The organism is Mesorhizobium sp. L48C026A00 (assembly GCF_000502375.1).
Classification (GTDB): domain Bacteria; phylum Pseudomonadota; class Alphaproteobacteria; order Rhizobiales; family Rhizobiaceae; genus Mesorhizobium; species Mesorhizobium muleiense.
In genome coordinates this window covers 141,798-163,709 of record NZ_AYWU01000008.1, presented here as the reverse complement: position 1 = coordinate 163,709, position 21,912 = coordinate 141,798, and the positions used below count along the sequence as shown (strand labels likewise).

The following is a 21,912-nucleotide window of genomic DNA, read 5'->3' as shown; positions in this document are numbered from 1 at the left end:
CGATCCGCTGTTTTGCGGCTACCCCAGCCTTGCCCGCGCCTTGGCCGTCCAGGCGTTGAACAGCCGGTCGGCGACGATGCCGATGAAGGCGAGGGCCAGTCCGGCGACGATGCCGCGGCCGGAATCGGCCTTGGACAGCGCAATGAACACCTCCTGGCCGAGATCGCGGGTGCCGACCATGGCGCAGATGATGATCATCGCCAGCGCCATCAGGATGGTCTGGTTGACGCCGAGCATGATCTCGGGCAACGCCAGCGGCAGCTGGACGCGCAAGAACGTCTGGCGCTTGGTGCAGCCCGACACCTTTGCCGCCTCGATCAGTGCCGGTGGCACCTGCCTGAGGCCGTGATTGGTGTAGCGGATGGCCGGCACCACGGCGAAGGCGACCGTGGCGATCATCGCCGTCACGTCGCCGACTCTGAATAGCATCACCACCGGGATGATGAAGCAGAACGACGGCAGCACCTGCAGCGTGTCGATGATCGGGGTGACGATCTTCTCGACACGGTCGCTGCGCGATGCCATCAGCCCGATCGGAATGCCGATCAGGCAGGCGATGAAGGCCGAGATGCCGCACAGGTAGACCGTCGCCATGGTCTTTTCCCAGAGGCCGGTCACCGCGCAGAAGACGGTCAGCGCCGCGACCAGGGCGGCGAGGCGCAGGCCGCCGAGCTGGTAGCCGGCAAGGCCGAGCAGGAATACCGCGCCCAGCCACGGGAAGCCCTCGCAGAAGGCGCGAACCGGGTTCAGCACATTGAGGATCAGCGCCACGCGGAACGCTTCGATCGTGTCGAAGAAGTTGATCGTGATCCAGCTCACCGCTGTCTTCCACATCGGCGCGGTGGTGAAGGTGATCGCCTTCGGCACCGCGGCGAAGGCCGGCACGAACAGGCCAAGCAGCGTCGTGGCTGCAAGGATGGCGACGGCCAGCGTCAGATTGGGGTAGCGCCGCCAGAAGCTCGGGCTGACCTCCTGATAGACATGGCCCTTCGCGTGATTGCGCGCGATCGCCTGGCTCAGCCGGTCGAGCGCGATGGCCAGCGCCACGATGGCAAGGCCGGCTTCCATCGCCTCGCCGACCTTCAGCGCCCTGAGCGCCAAAAGCACGTCGTAGCCGAGGCCGCCGGCGCCGATCATCGAAGCGATGATCACCATGTTGAGCGCCAGCATGATGACCTGGTTGACACCGACCATCAATGTCGGACGCGCCGAAGGCAGCAGCACGCGCCACAGTTTCTGGCGCGCCGTGCAGCCGGCCATCTCGCTGAAATCGTCGATTTCGGACGGCACCCGCGACAGCCCCAGCATCGTCGCGCGCACCATCGGCGGCGTCGCGAAAATGGCCGTCGCGATCATCGCCGAAACCGGACTGTTGCCGAACAAAAGAAGCATCGGGATCAGATAGGCGAAGGTCGGGATGGTCTGCATCAGGTCGAGGGCAGGGGAGATCAGCAGCCTCTCCGCCCATGGCTTGCGCCACGCCCAGATGCCGACGAACAATCCGGTGACGATGCAGAACGGCACGGCGATGGAGATCAGCCCGAGCGTCAGCATGGCGCTGGTCCACTGGCCGAACAGCGCGATGTAGAGGAAACAGCCGCCGACCAGCGCGCCGAGCTTCCAGCCGCCGGCGGCACGTCCGGCCAGGAATGCGGCGATGCAGACACCGACCCAGGACAGGCGCGGCAGGACGAGCATGTCGGCGCCATGGCCGATCTTGAAATTCTTGGCGAGCAGACCGAGCGCAAAATCGAGCGGCACGCCGAGCGCCGCGGTGATCGAGCGCGTCAGCCAGGAAAAGTTCGACTTTATCAGGCTCATCAGCGCGCTGACCCAGTCGGCGACCGAAACGATTGCGCTGGCCGGATAGTTGACCGCCCAAGGCAGCCTGTCCTGCAGCAGGAACACGGCAAGCACGGCGGCAAGGGCGCAGGCCCAGACCACCAGCCAGAGCTGAACCGGCCGCGATCTCGCCTCGCTGGCGCTTGCCGTCACCGTCATGCGTTGGCCCCGGAACGCTCGATGCCGGCCAGAAGATCGATCACGGCTTGCGGCGTGACTTCGCCGATCGGCTTGCCGGTGCCGTTGACGACGGCGAACGGCTTGCCGGCCGAAACGATATCAGCCGAAAAACTCGATATCTTGGCATCCGGCGCGACCACGCCGCCATGCTCGGCGCCGGCGCAGGCGCGCATCAGGCTTCGCGCCGAGATCACCTTGGCGCGGTCGACGTCGCGGGTGAACTCGGCGACATAGTCGGTCGCCGGGTTGACCACCAGCTGTTCCGGGGTGCCGATCTGGATGACCTCGCCGTCCTTCATGATGGCGATGCGGTCGGCCAGCCGGATGGCTTCGTCGAAATCATGGGTGATGAAGACGATGGTCTTGTGCAGCATGGTCTGCAGCCGCATCAGCTCGTCCTGCATTTCGCGGCGGATCAGCGGATCGAGCGCCGAGAACGGCTCGTCGAGAAACCAGATTTCCGGCTTGGTGGCGAGGCTGCGGGCGATGCCGACGCGCTGTTGCTGGCCGCCGGAAAGCTCACGCGGATAGAAATGCTCGCGGCCGCGCAGGCCGACAAGCTCGATCACTTCGCGCGCGCGTTTTTCGCGCGTCGGCCGGTCCTGCCCTTGGATGCCCAGTGGAAAGGCGATGTTGTCCAGCACATTCAGATGCGGCAGCAGGGCGAAATTCTGGAACACCATGCCCATGCGGTGGCGCCGCAACTCGATCAGCGCGGCATCCGAGATTTTCAGGAGATCCTTGCCCTCGAACTCGACCTTGCCATGCGTCGGCTCGACCAGCCGCGACATGCAGCGCACCAACGTCGACTTGCCCGAGCCCGAAAGCCCCATGATGATGAAGATCTCGCCCTGGCGGATTTCGAGGTCGACGTCGCGCACCGCGCCGACCAGCCCGGCCGCGGCGACCTCCGCCATGCTGGCCTTGCCGTCGCGCTGGCGGATGAAATTGGCCGCGTTCGCGCCGAACAGCTTCCAGACGTTGCGGCAGGCGAGCTTTATCGGGCGGGCATCCATTGGCGTGCCTGCCGCTTGCAGCACCTGTTCAGTCGTATCGGCCATGCCGTCGTCCTTCTGGAATATGGGATAGAGACCCGGCCATGAATGACCGGATCTCGCAGTTTCCAGTTGGAGCGATCACTCGGCCCAGGCTTTCCAGTCGGCTTCGTGGGCGGCGATCCAGGCGGCGGCGACGTCTTCCGGCGTCTTGCCTTCGAGATCGATCTGGCCGCTCATCTTGTTGAGCTCGTCGGTGTCGATCGTGTAGTTCTTCGCGACCTTGTAGGCGACCGGCCATTTGTCCTTCATGCCGGCCCAGGAATATTTCCAGATCTCGCCATGCGGCTTGCCGCAGTCATACTTTGCGTCGGGGTTCACGCCCCATTTCGGATCGGTGTAGCATTCCGGCGTATAGTCGGGGAATTCGACCCATTCGCCCTTGTATTTGGCCGGCGCCCAATGCGGCGAATAGACCCACAGCATGATCGGCGCCTTGCGCTGATAGGCCGAATCCAGCTCGGCGAACATCGCCGCGTCGGTGCCGGCATGGATGACGGTGAAGGGCAGCTTCAGCGCCGCGGCACGCTCGTCGTCAAAACCTTCCCATGTCACCGGGCCGCCGAGATAGCGGCCGTTCGGCGCCGTTTCGGCGGTCGAGAACGCCTCGGCGCATTTCGGGTCCTTCAGCGCCTCCCAGTTCGGCAGACCCGGGCATTTTTCCTTCATGTATTCGGGATACCACCATTCTTCCTTGGCCTTGGGCCCGAGCGGGCCAAGGCGTTCGGTCTGCCCGGTCGCATCCGAGGCCTTCATGGCTTCGCCGGCCGTCGTGTCCCAGAATTCCATGGCGACAGCGAGATCGCCATTGGTTAGGCCGGTGGTCAGGCTGGAGAGATAGTCGGCCGTCGGGTACTCGACCGTGTATCCCAGCTTTTCAAGAATGCCGCCGAGGATCTTTGCGTTCAGATTGACGCTGGTCCAGTCGAACAGCGCGATCTTGATAGGGTCGTTCGATTCTGGCGCCGCCGCTTGGGCCGAAGGCGTCAGTGCACTTGCCGCGGCAAGTGTTAAGGCTCCCATTGATAATCTCGAAATCAAACTCCGAAGTGACATGCCTGTGCTCCTGTCAAGCTCTGGTGGAAGTTATCGTTCGTTCCCTTCTTGCGTCTTTTTGATTGTGTTGGAAAAGCTGGTCGTTGCGCAAGTCCATTGGCAGCAAATTGCTGTCGGCGCTGAAGTCGGCGCAGACGGGAATGATGCCCAATTCGATGAAGAGGTTGTGCGACCGCGTCATGGCTGCCGTGCTGCCGAAGCAGTGATCCGCGGATCGATCGCCGCTCTTGCGGCGCCCTCAAGCTTGCGAGCCATCAAGGTCCCATGCTGTCGGCTCTCGGCAGTCGCCGAAGCCATTTTCATGAGATGAAATTATATATACCAACATTCATGTCGCGCAACGACTAATGCCATCTCGATCAGGGCAATCGCTGCAGATTTGGAATTCATTTCAGATTGTCGAAGCCGGCGCCGCCCCTCATTGTCCTGCCGGGCATTTCTCCCCGTATGGCGACGGGGAGAAAGGGCTGGCCGCAACGTCGGCGCTCTACTTGCTGCGCCCGCGATTTGCGAAACCGGCGACGACAGCGCCCCTCTCCCCGTCGCTATACGGGGAGAGGATGTCGGCAGGCAGGTGAGGGGCGGCGCCGGCTTCGAAAAGGATGAAGAGACAATTGCAGCGCGCAATTCGAATGCCGTCGGAGCATCCTCACGACATGATCAGGCCGCCATCGACATTGATCGTCTGGCCGGTGATGTAGGCGGCGTCGTTGCTGGCCAGAAAGCTGACCAGACCCGAAACATCCTCGCCGCTGCCGGCGCGGCCCATCGGGATGTTCTTCACCCATTCTGCCATCAACTCGCCGGGCTTGTAGTCGCCCATCAGTCTGCCCCATGCGGCGTCGTTGTAGGCCCACATGTCGGTGTCGATGATGCCGGGGCAGATCGCGTTGACGGTGATCTTCTCCTTGGCCACTTCCTTGGCGAGGCTCTGGGTGATGCCGACGACGCCGAATTTCGAGGCAGCATAGTGCGGCGTGTAGATGAAACCCTGGCGCGCCTGGCCGGAAGCGGTGTTGATCAGCCGGCCGCCGTCGCCATGCTTGCGGATGCGCGCGATCGCCTCCTGGCAGCACAGGAACACGCCCTTGGTGTTGACCGCCATCACCTTGTCCCATTCGGCCTCGGTCATCGCCTCGATCCTGGCGATGGTGATGACGCCGGCATTCTGCACGGAGATGTCGACGCGGCCGAACTGCTGTTCGGCCAGATCATAGAGGGCGGCGACCTCGTCCTTCCTGCTCACGTCCATGCGCAGCGATGCCACCTTGGCGCCTTCCGCCTTCAGTCCGGCGGCGACCTCTTCGACGCGCGCGTCGATGGCGCTGACGACGACAGCAGCCCCCTCAGCCGCGAAGCGCCTGGCTATGGCTGCGCCGATGCCGCCGCTGGCGCCGGTGATGACCGCCGTCTTTCCCTCGAACCGCTTCTGCATGTTCTCTCCTACCAGCAGACGAAGCCGCCATCGACGATCAGGTCGATGCCGGTTACGAAACTCGAAGCGCGGCTGGCCAGGAACACGGTCGGGCCGACCATCTCTTCCGGCGCCGCCATCCGCCCCATCGGCGTGTCGCGCTCGAAGATCCTGACCTGGTCGGCGACCTCCGGCCGCTTGTTCATCGGCGTCAGCGTGTAGCCGGGGCTGACGACGTTGACGCGCAGGCCGCGATCGGCCCATTCCATGGCGAGACTCCTGGACATGTGGATGACGGCGGCCTTCGACGAATTATAGTGCGCCTGGGTCAGGCCGCGGTTGACGATCGAGCCCGACATCGAGGCGATGTTGATGATCGAACCCTTGCGCCGCGTCAGCATTACGCGCGCTTCGGCCTGGCAGGACAGGAACACGCCGCCGACATTGACGTCGTAGAGCTTCTGCCATTTCTCCAGCGACAGCGTCTCGGCCGGCTCGGCCCCGGCGACGCCGGCATTGTTGACGGCGATGGTCAGCGCGCCGAGTTCCTTCTCCGTGCGTTCGGTCGCCGCTGCCAAATCGGCCTCTGAGGTCACTGTGCCGGTCAGCACCAGTGCCTTGCGGCCGAGCGCCGAGATCCTGTGCGCGGTCTCGTCCAGCCCGCCCTTCGAGGCATGGCCGAAACAGGCGATATCCGCGCCGGCCTCGGCCAGACCGATGGCGATTGCTTGCCCGATGCCGCTGCCGGCGCCGGTGACGAGAGCAACGTCGCCATGAAGATCGAATAGTATCATCGAAATATTTTCCTGTTGAGCCGCCGGCGCTGCCCTGGGGAGGAAGGGGCGCCAGTCCTGACTGGCGCCCCGCGCGGTCCGGTGCCTGAGAGGATACCACCTGCTGCGCTCTATTCCGATCCTTTATGCCGCCCTCAGCTTGTGGCGAGCTCCATGACGGCGACGTTGCTTGCTTCGCTGCGGTCGAGAATGCCACGCTGGCGGCCACGGCTCAGCACCAGCACGCGATGCGACAGGCCGAGCACTTCCTCGAGGTCGGAGCTCACCACCACCACCGCCATGCCGGAGCGGGCGAGTTCGGCGATGACATCGTAGATCGCGGCGCGGGCGCCGACGTCGATGCCGCGTGTCGGCTCGTCCAGGATGAACACCTTGGGTGGCCGTGAGATCCATTTGGCGATGATCACCTTCTGCTGGTTGCCGCCGGAAAGCTTGCTGATCGCCTGGTTAGGCCGGCCCTTGACGCCGAGCCGGCCGATGCCGGCCTCGGCGAATTTCTGCACCGCCTTGGGGAACACCCAGCCATTCGGCGCGACATGGTCGAAATTGCCGATCGCCAGATTCTCGCCGATGGTCTGGTCGAGCACCACGCCTTGCGCCTTGCGGTCTTCCGGCACCAGCACGACGCCGGCCTTGATCGCCGCCGCCGGGCCAGTGAGGTGCACCGGTTTGCCGGCGATACGCACCGACCCCGAGAAAATCGGATCGGCGCCGGCAATCGCCCGCACCAGCTCGGTGCGGCCGGCGCCGATCAGCCCGGCGATGCCAAGGATTTCGCCGGCCCTTACCGAAAAGCTGACATTCTGAAAACTGCGTTCCGGCGAGGACAGGTTGTCGACCTCGAGCAACGCCTCGCTGCCCGGCTCCGACAGCGGCGGGAACATCCGCTCGACGCTGCGGCCGACCATCTGCTCGACTATCGTGCGCACCGGAACGTCGGCGCGCTCGTGGCGGGCGACAATGCGCCCGTCGCGCATCACCACGACGCGGTCGGCGATCGCAGCGACCTCGTCCAGCCGGTGGCTGATATAGATGAAGGACATGCCTTCCGCCTTGAGCTTGCGGATCTGCTTGAACAACAGCTCCGTTTCCTCGCTGCCAAGTGCCGCTGTCGGTTCGTCGAAGATCAGAAGCTCGGCATTGAGCGTCAGCGCCTTGGCGATCTCGACCTGCTGCTGGGCGGCGATGCGCAGCGTGCCCACCTTGCGTTCCGGCGAGACATCGAGGCCGAGCCGCTTCAGTTGGGCCGATGCCCGCGCATTCATGGCCGCGCGGTCGATGCGGCCACCGCGCATCAGCAGGCGCCCGACATAGACGTTCTCGGCGACCGACAGGTCCGGCAGCAGCTTCAGTTCCTGGTGGATCATGCCGACGCCGGCGTCGATGGCCGCGGCGGGAGAGGCGGGGGAATACGGCTTCCCCCGCCATGTGATGCTGCCGGCATCGGGTTTGGTCGACCCGGCGATGATGTTCGAAACGGTGGACTTGCCGGCGCCATTTTCTCCAAGCAGCGCCACGACCTCTCCCGGCCGCACCTCGAAGCTCGCATCGGCCAAGACCTGCACCGGCCCGTAGCTCTTGCAGAGGCCGCTGACGAAGAGCCCCAGATGCGGGGTCTGCGTATGGCTGGGATCCAAGGACATCGTTCCGCTCATCAACTACCGGACTTTTTTGGGATCAGGGATGCCTGATACTAAGGATGCTTGGCGATGAACTGATCGACATTGTCCTTGGTGGTCAGCGTCGCATCCTGCAGCTGTTCTGCGGGAACGGTTTCGCCGGCCACCAGCTTGATCGCCGCATCGACGGCAAGCCGGCCCATGCCTTGCGTCTGCTGTGTCGCAGTCACGTCGAAGACGCCGCCTTTCAGTGCCTTGAGCGCCGCCACGTCGCCGTCGAAACCGGCGATCCAGACCTTGTGGCCGGGATTGGCGACCTTGACCGCCTGCGCCGCACCGAGCGCCAGCGCATCGGCCTGGCCGATGACGATCGACACGTCGGGATGCGACTGCAGCAGGTCCTGCGTCAGCTTGAAGCCCTCGTCCTGGTGCCAGCCTTCGCTCCACAGCTCGCCGACCACCTTGATGTCGGGATAGGCGCTCAGCGCTTCGCCGCAGCCCTTCGACCGGTCGACCTCGGGCGTCGTGCCTTTCTGGCCATGGATGATGATCAACTCGCCCTTGCCGCCGGCCTGCTTGGCGATGTAGTCGCAAACCGCCTTGGCCGATGCGACGCTGTTGGTGGCGATGAAGGTGTCGCCGGGTGCGCCCTCGGCGTTGCGGTCGACATTGATGACCGGGATGCCGGCGGCTTTGGCAGTCTTGGTCGGCACGGTGGCGGCGGTGGCGCCGGCCGGGATGTAGATCAGCGCATCGATGTTTTGCGTGATCAGGTCCTGCACCTGGCTGACCTGGGTCGCCGAATCGCCCTTGGCATCGACGGTGACGATCTCGATGCCCTTTTCCTTGCCATAGGCCTCGACGGACTGCTTGATCTGGTTGAAGAAATCGGCCTGCAGGTTGGCGACTGCGAGACCAAGCTTCTTGGCCTCCTTGGCCGAGGCCATCTCGGACAGTCCGAGCAGCGGAATGACGGCTGCGGCAGCAAGCAGCAATGAACGTTTGGTCAGCATGTGTTTCCTCCGTTGATGTTCAATCTGTCCCGCCGGCGCATCACGGCGCCCCTTGGCCGAACAACTCCCAGTTTCGGATCACCGATCCGTTTTCGCCCGGACATCCGGGTGAATCTCATTGCGCCCCACTCTTCATTGGGCTCTGCGCCGCCACGTATCCGTGGCCACCGCCAGCGCGATCACCACGCCGATCACCACCTGCTGGATGAAGGGCGACACGCCAAGCAGGTTCAGCCCGTTGCGCAGCACGCCGATGATCAGCACGCCGATGGCGGTGCCACCGATCGAGCCGACGCCGCCCGACAGACTGGCGCCGCCGATCACCACCGCCGCGATCGTATCCAGCTCGTAGCCGAAGCCGGAACTCGGCTGGACGGAATCAAGCCGTGCCGCAAGCACGATGCCGGCGAGCCCGGCCAGAACGCCGCAGACAGCATAGACCCAGTTGGTCAGCGACTTGACCGGTATGCCGGACAGCCTGGCGACCTCGGCGCTGCCGCCGATCGCGTAGAGGCTGCGACCGGTCGCGCGATAGTTGAGGAAGATCGCGAAGATGATGGCCAGAACGATCATCAAGCCGACGGTGACCGACAGGAAGCCGAAATGGCGGATGATCGACAGGCTGGTGAACCAGTCGGGGAAGCCGATGATCTGCGAGCCGTCGGTGATCATGTTGGCAAGACCGCGGGCCACCGACATCATGGCCAGCGTGGCGATGAAGGGCGGCAGCTTGGTGACGGTCACGAGCAGGCCTGAAACCAGCCCGCAAAGCCCAGCAACGACAAGCGCTGTGACGATGCCGGCAGGCATGCCGAGATCGAGGTGGTCGGGATGTGCGACGAAGCCCATCACCATGGCGGCGAGCGCCAGCACGGAACCGACGGACAGGTCGATGCCACCGATCAGGATGACCAGCGTCATGCCGATCGCCATGATGCCGAGCACCGTGACCTGGTCGAGCACGTTGAGGATGTTGCGGACAGTCAGAAACGTGTCGGTGGTCAGCGACAGCGCAAGGCACAGCAGCACCAGTCCGATTAGCGGTCCCATGGTTCCGGCGAACAGGGCCGAAAGCTTCGCGCCCGCCGCGGCTTGTGCATTTGGGCCGGCCTTCAACTCGCTTGCACCGTTGCTCACAGCCATTTTGTCTCCTCCATCAGCGATCCGGCGATGCGTCGTCGGCTCACTCTTGTTCACCAGGCACCTCCCTGTGAACAATTTATCTTTGATATGCAATTTTGTTCAGCTAAACTGTTCGTCGGAAAATTGTCAAGGCCCGCCGCATCATTCCACGCCGGTTTGCGCCGCCAGCCGGTTTGCCTTACGAAAGGGCATGAAATGCCGCGTTCTCAGGTCCGGTCGCATCCTGCGAATTCATGTCGGCTGCTTGAGCAGGGCAGGACGGCCAAGACGAAGTAAATGTTGACCATTTTGACTTTCATTCACGTTGTAGAGGTATCCTGTCGATGTCCTGAATCTCGAATCCCGGGCACGCAGAACGATTTCGCGTCGCTTGGTCGGATAACGCCATTTGAATGGCATTTAAGGATTCAGACGACCGCGGGAGGGCAAAAAGATGGCGATGACAGACAATGACAAGGCCTCGCGCTTCCCGGATGCCGAGCTGAAGGCCCGTGCCGCGTGGCACTATTATATCGAGGGTCTGACGCAGGAGAGGATTTCGGAGATCCTCGGCATCGGCCGCATCAAGGTGCATCGCATCCTGTCCGCCGCGCGTGAGGAGGGCGTCGTCCAGTTCCGCATCCGTGACAGCGTCGTCGAATGCCTGGTGCTGGAAGAGGCTCTGAAGCAGCGTTTTGGGCTCAGCCAGGCCGTTGTGGTGCCGTCGGCCGCCGACCGAAGCAACGCGCCGCTGATGATCGGCCATGCCGTGGGCGCCTATCTGGCCGACAATGTGAATGCCGGCGATGTCATCGCGCTGGGCTGGGGGCGCACGCTGAAGTTCGCCATCAATGAATTGCCGCGGCGGCCGATCGCCAGGACGACGGTGGTTTCCATGCTGGGCGGCCTCACCCATGCCCAGCCGCTCAACCCGACCGAAAGCGCCTGGGAATTCGCCGAAAAGATCGGCGCCGAGTGCTTTCTGCTGCCGGTGCCGGTCTATGCCGACAGGCCGGAGCAGCGCGAAGCCTTCATGAGCCAGCGCAGCGTTCAGGACGTCGTCTTCCGTGCACGCCGGGCAAACATCGCCGTGCTCAGCGTCGGATCGTTTTCCACTGACAGCCCGATCGCCAATTACGGCTTCATCAAGCCCAGCGAACTCGAAGAGCTTCAGGCGGCCGGCGCAGTTGGCGATATTTTATGCCATTTCATCGACGCCGACGGCCGGCTCGTCGACCATGAGGTCAACCGCCGGGTCTGCGCCTATCCGCTGCAGGACCTGTCGGACATCCCGGCCATTATCCTGGTCTCGGGAGGGCAGGAAAAAATCGCCATCATGCGGGCGGCGCTTGCCAACACCAGGATATCGGTTCTGATCACCGACGAGGATGCGGCCAAGGGCCTGCTCAACCGCTAAACCTTGCTTAGCGCCTCAAGCCGCACATGGGTCTCGCGCGTCGCCTGATAGAGGTCGCGGTAGATTGCCTTGCGCGCACGGTAACCGGAGACCAGCCCCTCGACGGGGTCGACATGCCTGGTCGGCGGCGCGGCCATCGCCTCAGCCGCCGTTTCAGGCGAGGCAAACCATCCGATAGCGGAAGCCGCCAGCATGGCGGCGCCGAGCGCTGCGGCTTCGTTGACCGGCGAGACGGAGAGCGGCCGCTCGAGCACGCTTGCCATGATCCGCATCAGCAGGGCGCAGTTGGTGCCGCCGCCGGCGGCGATCATCGCCGCCGGTTTGCCGCCGGCCAGAGTTTCCGCCGCCTGCGTTTGCGCCGCTTGGGTTTCCGCCGCTTGAGTTTCCATTGCCTCGCTGGCGATGGCCTGCTCGAAGGCGATGCCTTCCAGAACCGCTCGAAAAAGGTGCTTCGGCTCATGGTCGAGCGACAGGCCGACAATGGCGCCGCGCGCCGCGCCGTCCCAATAGGGGCTCATGACACCGGCCCAATACGGCATGACGAGCAGGCCCTCGCTGCCGGCGGCAACGTCGACCGCTGCTTTCTCCAGCGCTGCAGCCGACGGCGAGCCGGTGGTGCGAACGATCCAGTCGACCAGTTGCATGCCCGAGCGCAGCACGGTCTCCAGCATGAAGCCCGAGCCGGTCGGCGAGACCAGCGTTCGAAACGCGTCCGAAGTCGTGATCCCATGGGAGTAACAGCCGCTGACGATGCCCGAGCCGAGCGACAGGTAGTTTTTGCCGTCGCCATAGACGCCCATGCCAAGGCCCATCGCCTGGCCGTCGCCGGCGCCGGCGACAACAGGCGTGCCGGCCTTCAACCCGATCAGCCGGGCCACGCTTTCGCCAAGCCCGCCGCAGATCGCGCCGGGCGCGACCAGTCGCGGCAACTGATCCGGGCGCAGCCCCGCGGCCTCGACGAGCTCAGGGTGCCAAGTGCCATTCTTGACGTCGAGCAGCCCGAGCGGATCCGCACTTGCCGTGCTGGTGACCAGACGTCCGGTCAGCCGGTGGACGAAGAAGCCATGCACGTCGACGAGTGCGGCTGCGTCATCAAGCGTTTGCGGCTGGTGCTCGGCAAGCCAGGCGATCGCATAGAGCGCGGGCGTCGGGTCCGGCGGTTTGCCGCTCCAGTCGCGGATCGTCTCGCGGCCGAGCTCCGCCGAAAGCCTGATGACTTGCGGGCGCGCCCGCTCGTCCAGCCACAGGATCGCCGGAATAAGCGGCTTGCCGGCATGATCGATCAGCGTAAATGTCTCGCGCTGGTGGGCGATGGCGATCGCCGCCACCCGGGCAGCGCCAACCGCCTCGGTGACTTGCGTCAAGGCGCCGAGCAGCGCGGTCCACCAATGTTCGGCATTCTGCTCGAAATGGCCGGGCCTGGGATTTGAAAGCGGATAGGCTTCGCGCGCCTGGAACAGCTCCTTGCCGTCGCGCGTGAAGGCAATCGCTTTCACGGCCGTGGTCGAGGCGTCGATCCCGATTACGACATCGTCCATCAGGCGGGAATCCAGCGGATCAGGCGGCGTTCGTAACGAACCGTCCGTCCGACTGGTCGAGACGACGGCGGATCTGGGTTATCACCATCGAATCGTCGGGTACACAATTTTCATAGGTGAGGAAATCGCCTGTCTTGACCGGCTTGACCACCTTGGCGCGTTCGGCGAGGCCGAGCGGCAGGGCGCCGCGGGCGCGCGCGTCCTCCCAGGTCATGGCGAAGCCGCGATAGTCGTTCTCGCCGATCATGCCGAGCGACTGGCCAGGGGCAAGCTCGCTCTTGGCAACCGCCACCGCCTCGGCGACCGGATGGTCGAGCGGCTCCATGTCGGCGCGCTTGTAGACCACGGCGCGCGCCGCCGACAGCGGCACTTCCAGGCTGGTCAAATGATAGGGGCGGAAGATCGTGAAATACGGGCCCTTGCCGACCTTGAGGTCGATCATGCGCTCCAGCACGCGCGAATGCCTGGTCTCGATGATGCAGAACACGCCGGGCGCCACGCCCTTGCCGATCGAATAGTCGACCACGCCCTTGCGGTGCAGCACGCCGCCATCCTCGCGCGGGCAAAGCACGCCGGCGAGTTCCTCCAGCGTCGCGGTCGGGCCGTGCATGCCCGGCACGTCCGGCACCAGGCCGGTGGCGTTGGCGATCGCCACCATCTCGATCGCCGTCTTCGAGCCGTCGACGAACTCGACCAGCATGCGCGCATTCATGTTGCGCTCGGCCGCCTCCTTCTCGTAGTCGGCCGGCATGGCGTCGATCTTCAGCGGATTGTTCTTGCCCTTGCCGGCGGCGATGATGTTGAAGCCGAGGCTCCTGGCAAAGCCGATGATCTCCAGCGTGCAGGCCGGCTCGTCGCCGGCCGCACCGGTATAGACGACGCCGGCCTTGCGCGCCTCCTCCTTGAGGAAGCGGCCGATGGTGATGTCGGCCTCGACGTTGAGCATGACGATATGCTTGCCGTTCTTCATCACTTCAAGCGCGAACAGCGTGCCGATGTTGGGATTGCCTGTCGCGTCGATGATGACGTCGATGCGGCCGGCGGACGCCAGCGCATGCAAATCTTCGGTCACGGCGATCTTGCCGGCCTCGATGGCGCGGTCGATCGCCGCCGCATTGCCGGCCTGCACGATATCCGAGCGGTCGTGGCCGGCGAGCAGCGCCGCATCGATCGCCGCCTGCGGCCTGACCTCGGAAATGGCGCCGATCCGCATGCCCGGCATCAGCGCGACCTGGACGACGATGTCGGTGCCCATCTGCCCGGCGCCGGCAAGCCCGATGGTGATCGGTCCCTGCTGTTCAGCGCGCTGCAAAAGTTCCGCTGCAAATTGCGGATGGGCCATGTCGCTTCCTCCAGTTCCTGACGCGCCGCAGCGTCGAAGTCATCATTTTGAACATTCCTATTTCCAAATGAAAAATATTTCAACCGGCAATTCGGCAGCCGTCCCCGCAAACATTCTGTGTTTTAATTTTTGCAAGCCTTGGCTTGCGGCTTGGCAGCGCGGTCAGTGAGGGGCGCAGAAAGCGGTGATCTCTTGGGATGCAGGCGGCGACGACCGTGACATCCCTTCTCGCAAGCAAGCGAGTGCGACGAAAAAACTGATTTCATGGCTGCTCAGCTGCCGCTGCGCCTATCGCCTGCGACGAAGCCGCGCAACAGAGGGCGCTGGCCGGCATGCTCAGTCGGCGCATGCCAGCATATCAGTCAGCTGCCGACCTCGAAGAAGGGCGCGCCAAGCAGGTCGGGAACAACGTCGATGCCGAGGCCCGGCCCGTCCGGAATGCCCATGCGGCTGCCCGAAACCGGCGGCTTGTTCGATGCAGTGCGCACCGTCACCCATTCGTGGAAGGCGATGGCGTGCAGCCGGCGCTCCTCCGGCGTCGACAGCGACAGATGCGCCATGGCTGATGTGTCGATCTCGGCGCCGCCGGTGTCCTCGACGGTGATCATGAAGCCCAGGTCGACGGCAAGGTCGCGGATCTGGCGCGTCTTGGTCACGCCGCCGAGCCGCGAGATTTTCAGCGTCAGCCCGTCAGCCGCCCCCTTGCGGTGGATGTCGAGCATGTCGTCCAGCGAGGTGACGGATTCGTCGAGCACCATCGGCTTGTCGAGCGAGCGGCGCACCGACATGCATTCGTCGATCGTGGTGCAGGGCTGCTCGAACGTGTAGTCGATGGCGCGCGTCGCGTCAGCGAACTGGCGCGCCTGATAGGGCGTCCAGCCGGCATTGGCGTCGCAGAAGATGACGGTGCCCTTCGGCACCGAAGCGGCGACCGCGGTGACGCGCTCGATGTCGTCATGGACGTTGCCGCCGACCTTGACCTGCAGCCGGTGAAACCCGTCCCTGACGATGCGCTTGGCCAGTGCGGCCATCGCGTCGACGGTGCCATGGGTGACGACCTTGTAGAGTTCCGCCGTCTCGCTCTCGCGCCCGCCGAGCAGCGTCACCAGCGGTATGTCGGCGGCGCGTGCAGCGAGATCCGAGCAGGCCATGTCGAGCGCCGATTTGATGTAGGGATGGCCCTTGAACACCGTGTCCATCAGCCTGCCGATACTGGCCAAGGCGCGAGGATCGTGGCCGAGCAGATGCGGCGCAATTTCGATGACGCCGGCGCGAGTGCCGGCCGCGAATGCCGGCGAGTAGAAATTGCCGAGCGGCGCCATCTCGCCCCAGCCGGTCAGCCCGCTGTCGGAGGTGATGGCGACGATCACCGCGTCGAACGCGGCGGCGACACGCCCCTTGGACATGCGGTAGGGCCCGTCCACAAAGGGCTGCACGACATGGTAGGCCTTGATGGTTTTGATCCGCAATTTTTCTGTCCGTCGCTGTGGCGCCCTGACGAAGCCGCCAACCTGCATCGTCCGCTGGGCTCAACTGCCGTCAGGCCGGTTGCGCGTCAGGCCGGCGCGATCGGCCTTGACGCCTCTGGAAACACACTGTTCGAGGCAGCGCGCATAGGCAAGCAATTCTTCGAAGCTGTGCCGATGTCGCCGGCCTTGTCGAACTGCTCAGCAAAACGGCGCCCTCGGCATAGCCGGGGGCGCCGCTGGACCGGGCCTGATGGGGGGGGTATCAGGTGGCAGGTTTCTGTGGCAGCGGCGAGACAGGCATTCCCGGGCCGATCTTCTGCAGATTGCCTGTTATCACCTGGTCGCCTTCCGCTACGCCGCTCGAGATCGCCACCAGGTCGCCGTTGGTCGGCCCCAGCGAAACAATGCGCTGGTCGACAGTATTGTCCTTGCCGACGACGTAGAGATACTTGCCGAGCTGGCTCGATCCCAATGCCGTCTGCGGCACCATCAGTGCATCTGGCTGCTGCTTGATATGCAGCCTGACGCGAACATATTGGCCCGGCAGCAGCGTGAACTTGGCATTGCCGATCGTCGCGCGTGCGGTGATGGTGCCGGTCGAGCGATCGACCGTGTTGTCGATGAAGGTGAGCTGACCTCTCTGGCGCGGTTCCGTATCGCCGGGAAGCAGGACGTCGACATCGATGGGTCCCGTCGCGCGGGCTTCCTCGATCTGCGCCAGATCCGTTTCGCTCGGATTGAAGGTGACGTAGATCGGGTCGAGCTGCACCAGCGTGTTGAGCACTGTGCCGGCGACGCTGACCAGCGTTCCGACCGAGGCCTGGTTGCGGCCGACGCGCCCGGCGAACGGCGCCTTGATTTCCGAATAGCTCAGATTGAGCTCGGCGGTCCGCACAGCCGCCTGGTTGACGGCGAGCGATGCTTGGGCCTCGCGCAAGCTGCTGGTGCGCTGGTCGAACGCATCCTTGGCGATGTATCCGCTCTTGGCCAGTTCGGTGCCGCGACCAAGGTTGGATCGTGCATAGTCGAGCGTTGCCTCGTCGCGCTGGACCTGAGCCTTCGCCTGTTCAAGGGCAGCCTGGAAATCTTCTGGAGCGATCTTGTAGAGAAGGTCGCCCTTCTTGACATCGCTGCCGTCGGGCGCGACCTGCTCCTGCAGATACCCCGGCACGCGCGCCTGCAGCGTGATGCTGCGGATCGGCTCGGTGCGAGCGGCATAGTCGAGATAGATCGGGATCGTCTTCTTGACGACGCTCACCACTGGCACCGGCATGACAAAAGCCGCGGGCTCGGGCGCCGCGGGCTCAGGCGTTGCCGCCCCTGCCGTGCCGGCGTTGAGGCCGAAATTACCCATGTCGAGCAAGTGGACGCTGGCCATCGAGACCGCCCCCACGGCAACAGCCGCTCCCAACGCAATTTTCCATTTACGCATGATCATTCTCCAATTCTATTCGGCCGCTTCGGCCAATCGCTCGAAAGCGGGTTCGGCAGTTGGTTCAGTCGGTTCGGCGACAGGCTCGCTCTTGCTGCCGCGCTCGCGCAGCTGCTCGATCACCGCGTAGAAGACCGGCACGAACACCAGCGACAGGATCGTCGCTGCGACCATGCCGCCAAAGACGGTGGTGCCGATCGACTGGCGGCTGGCTGCACCGGCACCTGTCGAGAACATCAGCGGCAGCACACCGAGGATGAACGCGAAGGCGGTCATCAGGATGGGCCGCAGCCGCAGGCGCGCCGCTTCCATTGCGGCGTCGACGATGCTGAGACCTTCCTCGCGCCGGCGCCGGGCAAACTCCACGATCAGAATGGCGTTCTTTGCCGCCAGCCCGATCAGCATGACGAAACCGATCTGCGAATAGACGTCGATCTCCATGCCGCGCATAAGCAAGGCGACAAAGGCGCCGAACAGGGCAAGCGGCACCGCGAGCAGGACCATGAAGGGCATGGCCCAGCTCTCATATTGGGCGGCAAGGATCAGGAAGACGAAGACCATGGCGAGACCGAAGACGATCGAGGCGATCGATCCGGCCTTGAGCTCCTGATAGGTGATGCCCGTCCATTCGTAGCCGAAATCCTTCGGCAGCGCCGTGGCGGCGGCACGTTCCATCGCAGCGACCGCCTGGCCCGAGGAGAAGCCGGGTGCGGCACCGCCATTGATCAGGGCCGACGCATTGTTGTTGTNGCCGTGGCGGCGGCACGTTCCATCGCAGCGACCGCCTGGCCCGAGGAGAAGCCGGGTGCGGCACCGCCATTGATCAGGGCCGACGCATTGTTGTTGTAATGCGGGACGGTTTCCGGGCCGACGATAGGCACTAGCTTGCCGAGCGTGCTCAACGGCACCATGCCGCCGGAGGCATTGCGCACATAGAGCCGCGAAATGTCGGCCGCACCCGCACGCGCATCCTTGTCGGCCTGGATCGTCACCCGGAAGGTGCGGCCGAACAGGTTGAAGTCGTTCACATAGAGCGAGCCGAGATAGATCTGCAGTGTGTTGAACACGTCGGGCAGGCTGAGGCCGAGCAGCTTCGCCTTGTTGCGATCGAGGTCGTAGTTGAACTGCGGCGTCGAGGTCGAGAACGACGAGAACAATTGCTGCGGGTTGAGCTCGGGCTGCTTGCGCGCTTCGGCGAGCACGGCCTGCGTCGCGTCGTTGAGCGCAGCGCTGCCGCGACCGGTCAGGTCCTCCACCTGGAATTCAAAGCCGCCGGTCGTGCCGATGCCTGGGATCGAAGGCGGATCGAAGCTTAGCGCGAACGCTTCCGGAAGTTCCATGAGCTTCGAGCGCACGTCGGCGACGAGCTTCGAGGCGCTCTGGTCAGGGCCGCGTTCGTCCCATGGCTTGAGGATGGCGAATTCCACCGCCGAGTTCGACTGGGCGGCACTGGTGAGGAAGTTCAAGCCGCTGATCGAGCCGACGATATCGACACCAGGCGTGTTCTGCAGGATGTCGCGCGCCTTGCGGGCCACCGCGTCGGTGCGCTCCAGGGACGCGCCGTCCGGCAACTGGATGACCACGAAGAAATAGCCCTGGTCCTCGACCGGAAGGAAGGTCGAGGGCAGGCGCTGCCAGACGAAATAGGTCGCGACAAGCCCAGCCGCGAACAGCCCGAGCATGATCCAGCGCAGGCGGATGAGGAAGCGCACACCATTGGCATAGGCATGCGACAGCCGATCGAAGCCCGTGTTGAACCAGCGGAACAGCACGAATTGCGTTGCCGGGCGGTGGCGCAGGAAAGCGGCGCTGAGCGCCGGGGTGAGCGTCAGCGAGACGAAGGCGGAGATGCCGAAGGAGATCGCCACCGTCAGGGCAAATTGGTTGTAGAGCCGGCCAGAAACGCCGGGTATGAAGGCGACCGGAACGAACACGGCCATCAGCACGGCGGTTGTGGCGATGATCGGGCCGGTGACCTCGGCCATCGCCGCGCGCGTCGCAGCCAGCGGTTTTAGGCCAGCCTCCAGCTGGCGTTCGACATTCTCGACGACGACGATCGCGTCATCGACGACGAGGCCGATCGCCAGCACCATGCCGAGCAGGCTGAGCATGTTCAGCGAGAAGCCGAACATATACATGACGACGAGCGTGGCCACCAGCGACACGGGAATCGCGATCGTCGGGATGATCGTGGTGCGCCAGCTCTGCAGGAAGATGAACACCACCGCGACAACCAGGACCAGCGCCTCACCGAGCGTGACCAGCACGTCGTGCATCGATGCCGAAACGAAACGGGTCGTATCGTAATGCATGGCGTAGCTGACGCCCTTCGGGAAGCGGGCCGACAGTTCCTGCATCTTGTCCTTGACGCGCTGCTGCAGATCGAGGGCGTTCGAGCCTGGCATCTGGTAGACCGCGAGCACCACGGTCGGGTCCTCGCCGAAGAACGCCGACGACGAATATTGCAGGGCGCCGAGTTCGATGCGCGCGACGTCGCGCAACCGCACCAGCGAACCGTTCGCGGCATCGGCGCGCACGATGATATCGCCGAATTCCTTGGGATCGCTCAGTCGGCCGACTGCATTGACCTGCATTTCGAAAGCGGTGCCGGCCGGCGCCGGCGATTGCCCGATCTTGCCGGCCGCGACCTGGACATTCTGCTCGGAGATGGCGTTTTGGACATCGACGGCGGTGATGCCGAGATTGGCGAGCTTGTCGGGATCGAGCCATACGCGCATCGAATAGCGCCGCTCGCCGAAGATCTGCACGTCGCCGACGCCGGGCAGGCGCTTCAGCGGGTCGACCACTTGCAGGTAGGCGAGGTTGCTGAGCGCGACCGGATCGACAGAGCCGTCGGGCGAGGTGAGGTTGACGATCAGGACGAAGTTCGGGTTCTGCTTCTTGATCGTCACGCCGCCCTGGTTGACGATGGCCGGCAGCGAGGACGCCGCCTGTGAGACGCGGTTCTGGACATCGACGGCGGCGGTGCTCAGGGAATAGCCGACCTCGAAGGTAACGGTGATCGTCGAGGAGCCGTCATTGGAGCTCGACGACGACATGTAGGTCATGCCTTGAACGCCGTTGATCTGCTGTTCGAGCGGCGTCGTGACGGTGTCGGCCACGACTTGCGCACTGGCGCCCGGATAGTTGGCGCTGACCACCACCTGAGGCGGCGTGATGTCGGGAAACTGCGAGACAGGCAGCAGGAAATAGCAGATCGTCCCCGCGAGCACCATGATGATGGCGATCGACGATGCGAAGATCGGACGGTTGATGAAGAAATTTACCATGACACGCACGCCTCGCCCGATGCTCTTGCCTGGCCAAAGGCCTTGGCCACCCTTGACAGCCGCCGGCTGCGGCTTTGCCCGGAATCTTCCAGGAAACGAGGCGGCGCCTTGCGGCTGCGGCCTTGCGCATCCGCAAGGCTACGCAGCATCGTCTCGAAAGAGCGCGGGTCGACACGGTCGGCCTGCATCAGCATCCGGATCATCGGATCCTTCACAACTTCGTCGATCGTCAAATCTTTGCGCTGCGACATCGTAGCGGCTCCTGGCTTTGGCGATCTGTGGCGTACGCCGCCGCAGATCGGGTGGTCTTCCTTTTCGCGGCCAAAGTCGCCTGGGGCGCAGTTTCATGCCTGGGCCGATTTGGCGGAGGCTGTTCACAGGCGCCTGCGAGATTGACACGAGGCAATGGGGGTGTTACCAGTAAGTAACATCTAGAAGTTACAGACCGGTAACACCCTAGTCAAGAGGTGTGCCGAGGGATTTTTCGGAAATCCCGGAAACCAAGGAGGTTTTGATGGAAGACGGCACGGCGGAACGCATCCGCCCCCGGGATCGCATCCTGGAGACGGCACGGGATATGTTCCACAAGCATGGCATCAAGGGCGTCGGCGTCGACGCGATCACTGAGGCCGCCGGTACCAACAAGATGACGCTCTACCGTCATTTCGAGTCCAAGGACGATCTGGTCATCGAGTGCCTGCGGGCGACCGCATGCAGCGCCAACGCGATGTGGCAAAAGTTCGAGGCGGAGCATCCGGGCGACAAGCTTGCGCAACTGCATGCCTGGGTTCGGATGGCAGCCGATTGCCTGATGATGGACGGCCGCGGTTGCGACATGGCCAACGCCGCCATCGAGTTGAGCGAGACCGACCATCCGGCCCGTCGGGTAATCAAGGAACTCAAGCAGGCTCAGCGCGACCGCCTCGTCGGCCTGTGTCGGGATGCCGGCATCGGCCAGGCAGAGCTTCTCGCCGATACATTGTCGCTGCTGCTTGAAGGCGCCCGTGTCAGCCTGCAAAGCGTCGGAGCCGAAGGCCCCAGCGCGCAGTTTGTCCGCATGGCGGAAGGCCTGATCACCTCGTTCAGGGCCAGATAGTCTCGCAAGCGGCGAAACGATCGGTGGCGTGTTCATCGCAGGCCGCGCCGCGAGTGCTCTTTTGCCTTGGGATGTGCTGTCATCTCACGTCTCCGTTGCCGGTCTGTCGCCGCGCTCTTGCGCGCGGCGGTCGCTGCTGGTTGTGAGCAGGCTAGGCCCGATAGCGAATTGGTGAGAGTGACAAGTGTGGCGGGATTCACATGGGGCTGCGGTGCTGCCCGAACCAGCCATTG

At 64.1% G+C, this 21,912-nt stretch carries 16 protein-coding genes and 1 pseudogene; 3 read left to right on the top strand and 14 right to left on the bottom strand.

Annotation, left to right across the window (positions count from 1 at the left end):
* Positions 1-18: 18 nt before the first annotated feature.
* From X738_RS59035 to X738_RS59025, 3 genes are all read right to left on the bottom strand, one after another.
* The gene (locus X738_RS59035) at positions 19-2,001 is read right to left on the bottom strand and encodes an ABC transporter permease (protein WP_023799468.1); all 1,983 of its coding nucleotides are present in this window, start codon (positions 1,999-2,001) and stop codon (positions 19-21) included.
* A complete protein-coding gene (locus X738_RS59030) occupies positions 1,998-3,083 on the bottom strand; it encodes a quaternary amine ABC transporter ATP-binding protein (protein WP_023799467.1) in 1,086 nt (361 codons plus the stop codon). The genes X738_RS59035 and X738_RS59030 overlap by 4 nt, the downstream gene beginning before the upstream one ends.
* Before the next feature lie 75 nt (positions 3,084-3,158).
* On the bottom strand, positions 3,159-4,133 hold the full coding sequence (locus tag X738_RS59025; RefSeq protein ID WP_031255022.1) for an ABC transporter substrate-binding protein: 975 nt from the start codon (positions 4,131-4,133) through the stop codon (positions 3,159-3,161).
* 83 nt (positions 4,134-4,216) lie between these two features.
* Between X738_RS59025 and X738_RS88370 the strand changes: the two genes are divergently transcribed.
* A complete protein-coding gene (locus X738_RS88370; RefSeq protein ID WP_023799465.1) occupies positions 4,217-4,339 on the top strand; it encodes a hypothetical protein in 123 nt (40 codons plus the stop codon).
* A gap of 443 nt (positions 4,340-4,782) precedes the next feature.
* On the opposite strand, the gene X738_RS59020 is transcribed toward X738_RS88370, so the two are convergent.
* From X738_RS59020 to X738_RS59000, 5 genes are all read right to left on the bottom strand, one after another.
* Positions 4,783-5,568 carry an SDR family oxidoreductase gene (locus X738_RS59020; protein ID WP_023799464.1) on the bottom strand — a complete coding sequence of 262 codons (786 nt, stop codon included), beginning with the start codon at positions 5,566-5,568 and terminating at the stop codon, positions 4,783-4,785.
* 8 nt (positions 5,569-5,576) lie between these two features.
* Entirely contained in the window at positions 5,577-6,341 is a 765-nt protein-coding gene (locus X738_RS59015; protein WP_023799463.1) for an SDR family oxidoreductase, read from the bottom strand.
* A gap of 134 nt (positions 6,342-6,475) precedes the next feature.
* A complete protein-coding gene (locus tag X738_RS59010; RefSeq protein ID WP_023799462.1) occupies positions 6,476-7,984 on the bottom strand; it encodes a sugar ABC transporter ATP-binding protein in 1,509 nt (502 codons plus the stop codon).
* A 50-nt stretch (positions 7,985-8,034) separates the two neighbouring features.
* Positions 8,035-8,973, bottom strand: a complete 939-nt coding sequence (locus X738_RS59005) for a sugar ABC transporter substrate-binding protein (protein WP_023799461.1) — start codon at positions 8,971-8,973, stop codon at positions 8,035-8,037.
* Between the two features lie 132 nt (positions 8,974-9,105).
* Positions 9,106-10,116, bottom strand: coding sequence for an ABC transporter permease (locus tag X738_RS59000; RefSeq protein ID WP_023799460.1), 1,011 nt, complete (start codon positions 10,114-10,116; stop codon positions 9,106-9,108).
* Positions 10,117-10,549: 433 nt separating this feature from the next.
* Between X738_RS59000 and X738_RS58995 the strand changes: the two genes are divergently transcribed.
* Positions 10,550-11,512, top strand: coding sequence for a sugar-binding transcriptional regulator (locus X738_RS58995; protein WP_023799459.1), 963 nt, complete (start codon positions 10,550-10,552; stop codon positions 11,510-11,512).
* On the opposite strand, the gene X738_RS58990 is transcribed toward X738_RS58995, so the two are convergent.
* The 6 genes and pseudogenes from X738_RS58990 to X738_RS58965 form a co-directional block, all read right to left on the bottom strand.
* The gene (locus X738_RS58990; protein ID WP_023799458.1) at positions 11,509-13,050 is read right to left on the bottom strand and encodes a xylulokinase; all 1,542 of its coding nucleotides are present in this window, start codon (positions 13,048-13,050) and stop codon (positions 11,509-11,511) included. The genes X738_RS58995 and X738_RS58990 overlap by 4 nt on opposite strands.
* Before the next feature lie 19 nt (positions 13,051-13,069).
* Entirely contained in the window at positions 13,070-14,392 is a 1,323-nt protein-coding gene (locus X738_RS58985; RefSeq protein WP_023799457.1) for an NAD(P)H-dependent oxidoreductase, read from the bottom strand.
* A gap of 362 nt (positions 14,393-14,754) precedes the next feature.
* A complete protein-coding gene (locus X738_RS58980; RefSeq protein WP_031255020.1) occupies positions 14,755-15,861 on the bottom strand; it encodes a mandelate racemase/muconate lactonizing enzyme family protein in 1,107 nt (368 codons plus the stop codon).
* A gap of 262 nt (positions 15,862-16,123) precedes the next feature.
* A complete protein-coding gene (locus tag X738_RS58975; RefSeq protein WP_031255018.1) occupies positions 16,124-17,293 on the bottom strand; it encodes an efflux RND transporter periplasmic adaptor subunit in 1,170 nt (389 codons plus the stop codon).
* A 15-nt stretch (positions 17,294-17,308) separates the two neighbouring features.
* Positions 17,309-20,583 (bottom strand): annotated as a pseudogene (locus tag X738_RS58970) (efflux RND transporter permease subunit).
* Positions 20,577-20,834, bottom strand: coding sequence for a hypothetical protein (locus X738_RS58965; RefSeq protein ID WP_023799452.1), 258 nt, complete (start codon positions 20,832-20,834; stop codon positions 20,577-20,579). Before X738_RS58965 ends, X738_RS58970 begins: the two are co-directional and overlap by 7 nt.
* Positions 20,835-21,097: 263 nt before the next feature.
* Here X738_RS58965 and X738_RS58960 point away from each other — a divergent pair, with 263 nt between their 5' ends.
* Positions 21,098-21,679, top strand: coding sequence for a TetR/AcrR family transcriptional regulator (locus tag X738_RS58960; protein ID WP_023799451.1), 582 nt, complete (start codon positions 21,098-21,100; stop codon positions 21,677-21,679).
* Positions 21,680-21,912 lie beyond the last annotated feature (233 nt).

Excerpts from the sequence above, each read along its gene's own strand:
- X738_RS59005 (WP_023799461.1), bottom strand. The coding sequence starts at position 8,973 with ATGCTGACCAAACGTTCATTGCTGCTTGCTGCCGCAGCCGTCATTCCG.
- X738_RS59015 (WP_023799463.1), bottom strand. The coding sequence starts at position 6,341 with ATGATACTATTCGATCTTCATGGCGACGTTGCTCTCGTCACCGGCGCC.
- X738_RS59000 (WP_023799460.1), bottom strand. The coding sequence starts at position 10,116 with ATGGCTGTGAGCAACGGTGCAAGCGAGTTGAAGGCCGGCCCAAATGCA.
- X738_RS59030 (WP_023799467.1), bottom strand. The coding sequence starts at position 3,083 with ATGGCCGATACGACTGAACAGGTGCTGCAAGCGGCAGGCACGCCAATG.
- X738_RS58960 (WP_023799451.1), top strand. The coding sequence starts at position 21,098 with ATGGAAGACGGCACGGCGGAACGCATCCGCCCCCGGGATCGCATCCTG.
- X738_RS58975 (WP_031255018.1), bottom strand. The coding sequence starts at position 17,293 with ATGCGTAAATGGAAAATTGCGTTGGGAGCGGCTGTTGCCGTGGGGGCG.
- X738_RS58995 (WP_023799459.1), top strand. The coding sequence starts at position 10,550 with ATGGCGATGACAGACAATGACAAGGCCTCGCGCTTCCCGGATGCCGAG.
- X738_RS58985 (WP_023799457.1), bottom strand. The coding sequence starts at position 14,392 with ATGGCCCATCCGCAATTTGCAGCGGAACTTTTGCAGCGCGCTGAACAG.
- X738_RS59025 (WP_031255022.1), bottom strand. The coding sequence starts at position 4,133 with ATGTCACTTCGGAGTTTGATTTCGAGATTATCAATGGGAGCCTTAACA.
- X738_RS59035 (WP_023799468.1), bottom strand. The coding sequence starts at position 2,001 with ATGACGGTGACGGCAAGCGCCAGCGAGGCGAGATCGCGGCCGGTTCAG.
- X738_RS58965 (WP_023799452.1), bottom strand. The coding sequence starts at position 20,834 with ATGTCGCAGCGCAAAGATTTGACGATCGACGAAGTTGTGAAGGATCCG.
- X738_RS59020 (WP_023799464.1), bottom strand. The coding sequence starts at position 5,568 with ATGCAGAAGCGGTTCGAGGGAAAGACGGCGGTCATCACCGGCGCCAGC.
- X738_RS58990 (WP_023799458.1), bottom strand. The coding sequence starts at position 13,050 with ATGGACGATGTCGTAATCGGGATCGACGCCTCGACCACGGCCGTGAAA.
- X738_RS59010 (WP_023799462.1), bottom strand. The coding sequence starts at position 7,984 with ATGTCCTTGGATCCCAGCCATACGCAGACCCCGCATCTGGGGCTCTTC.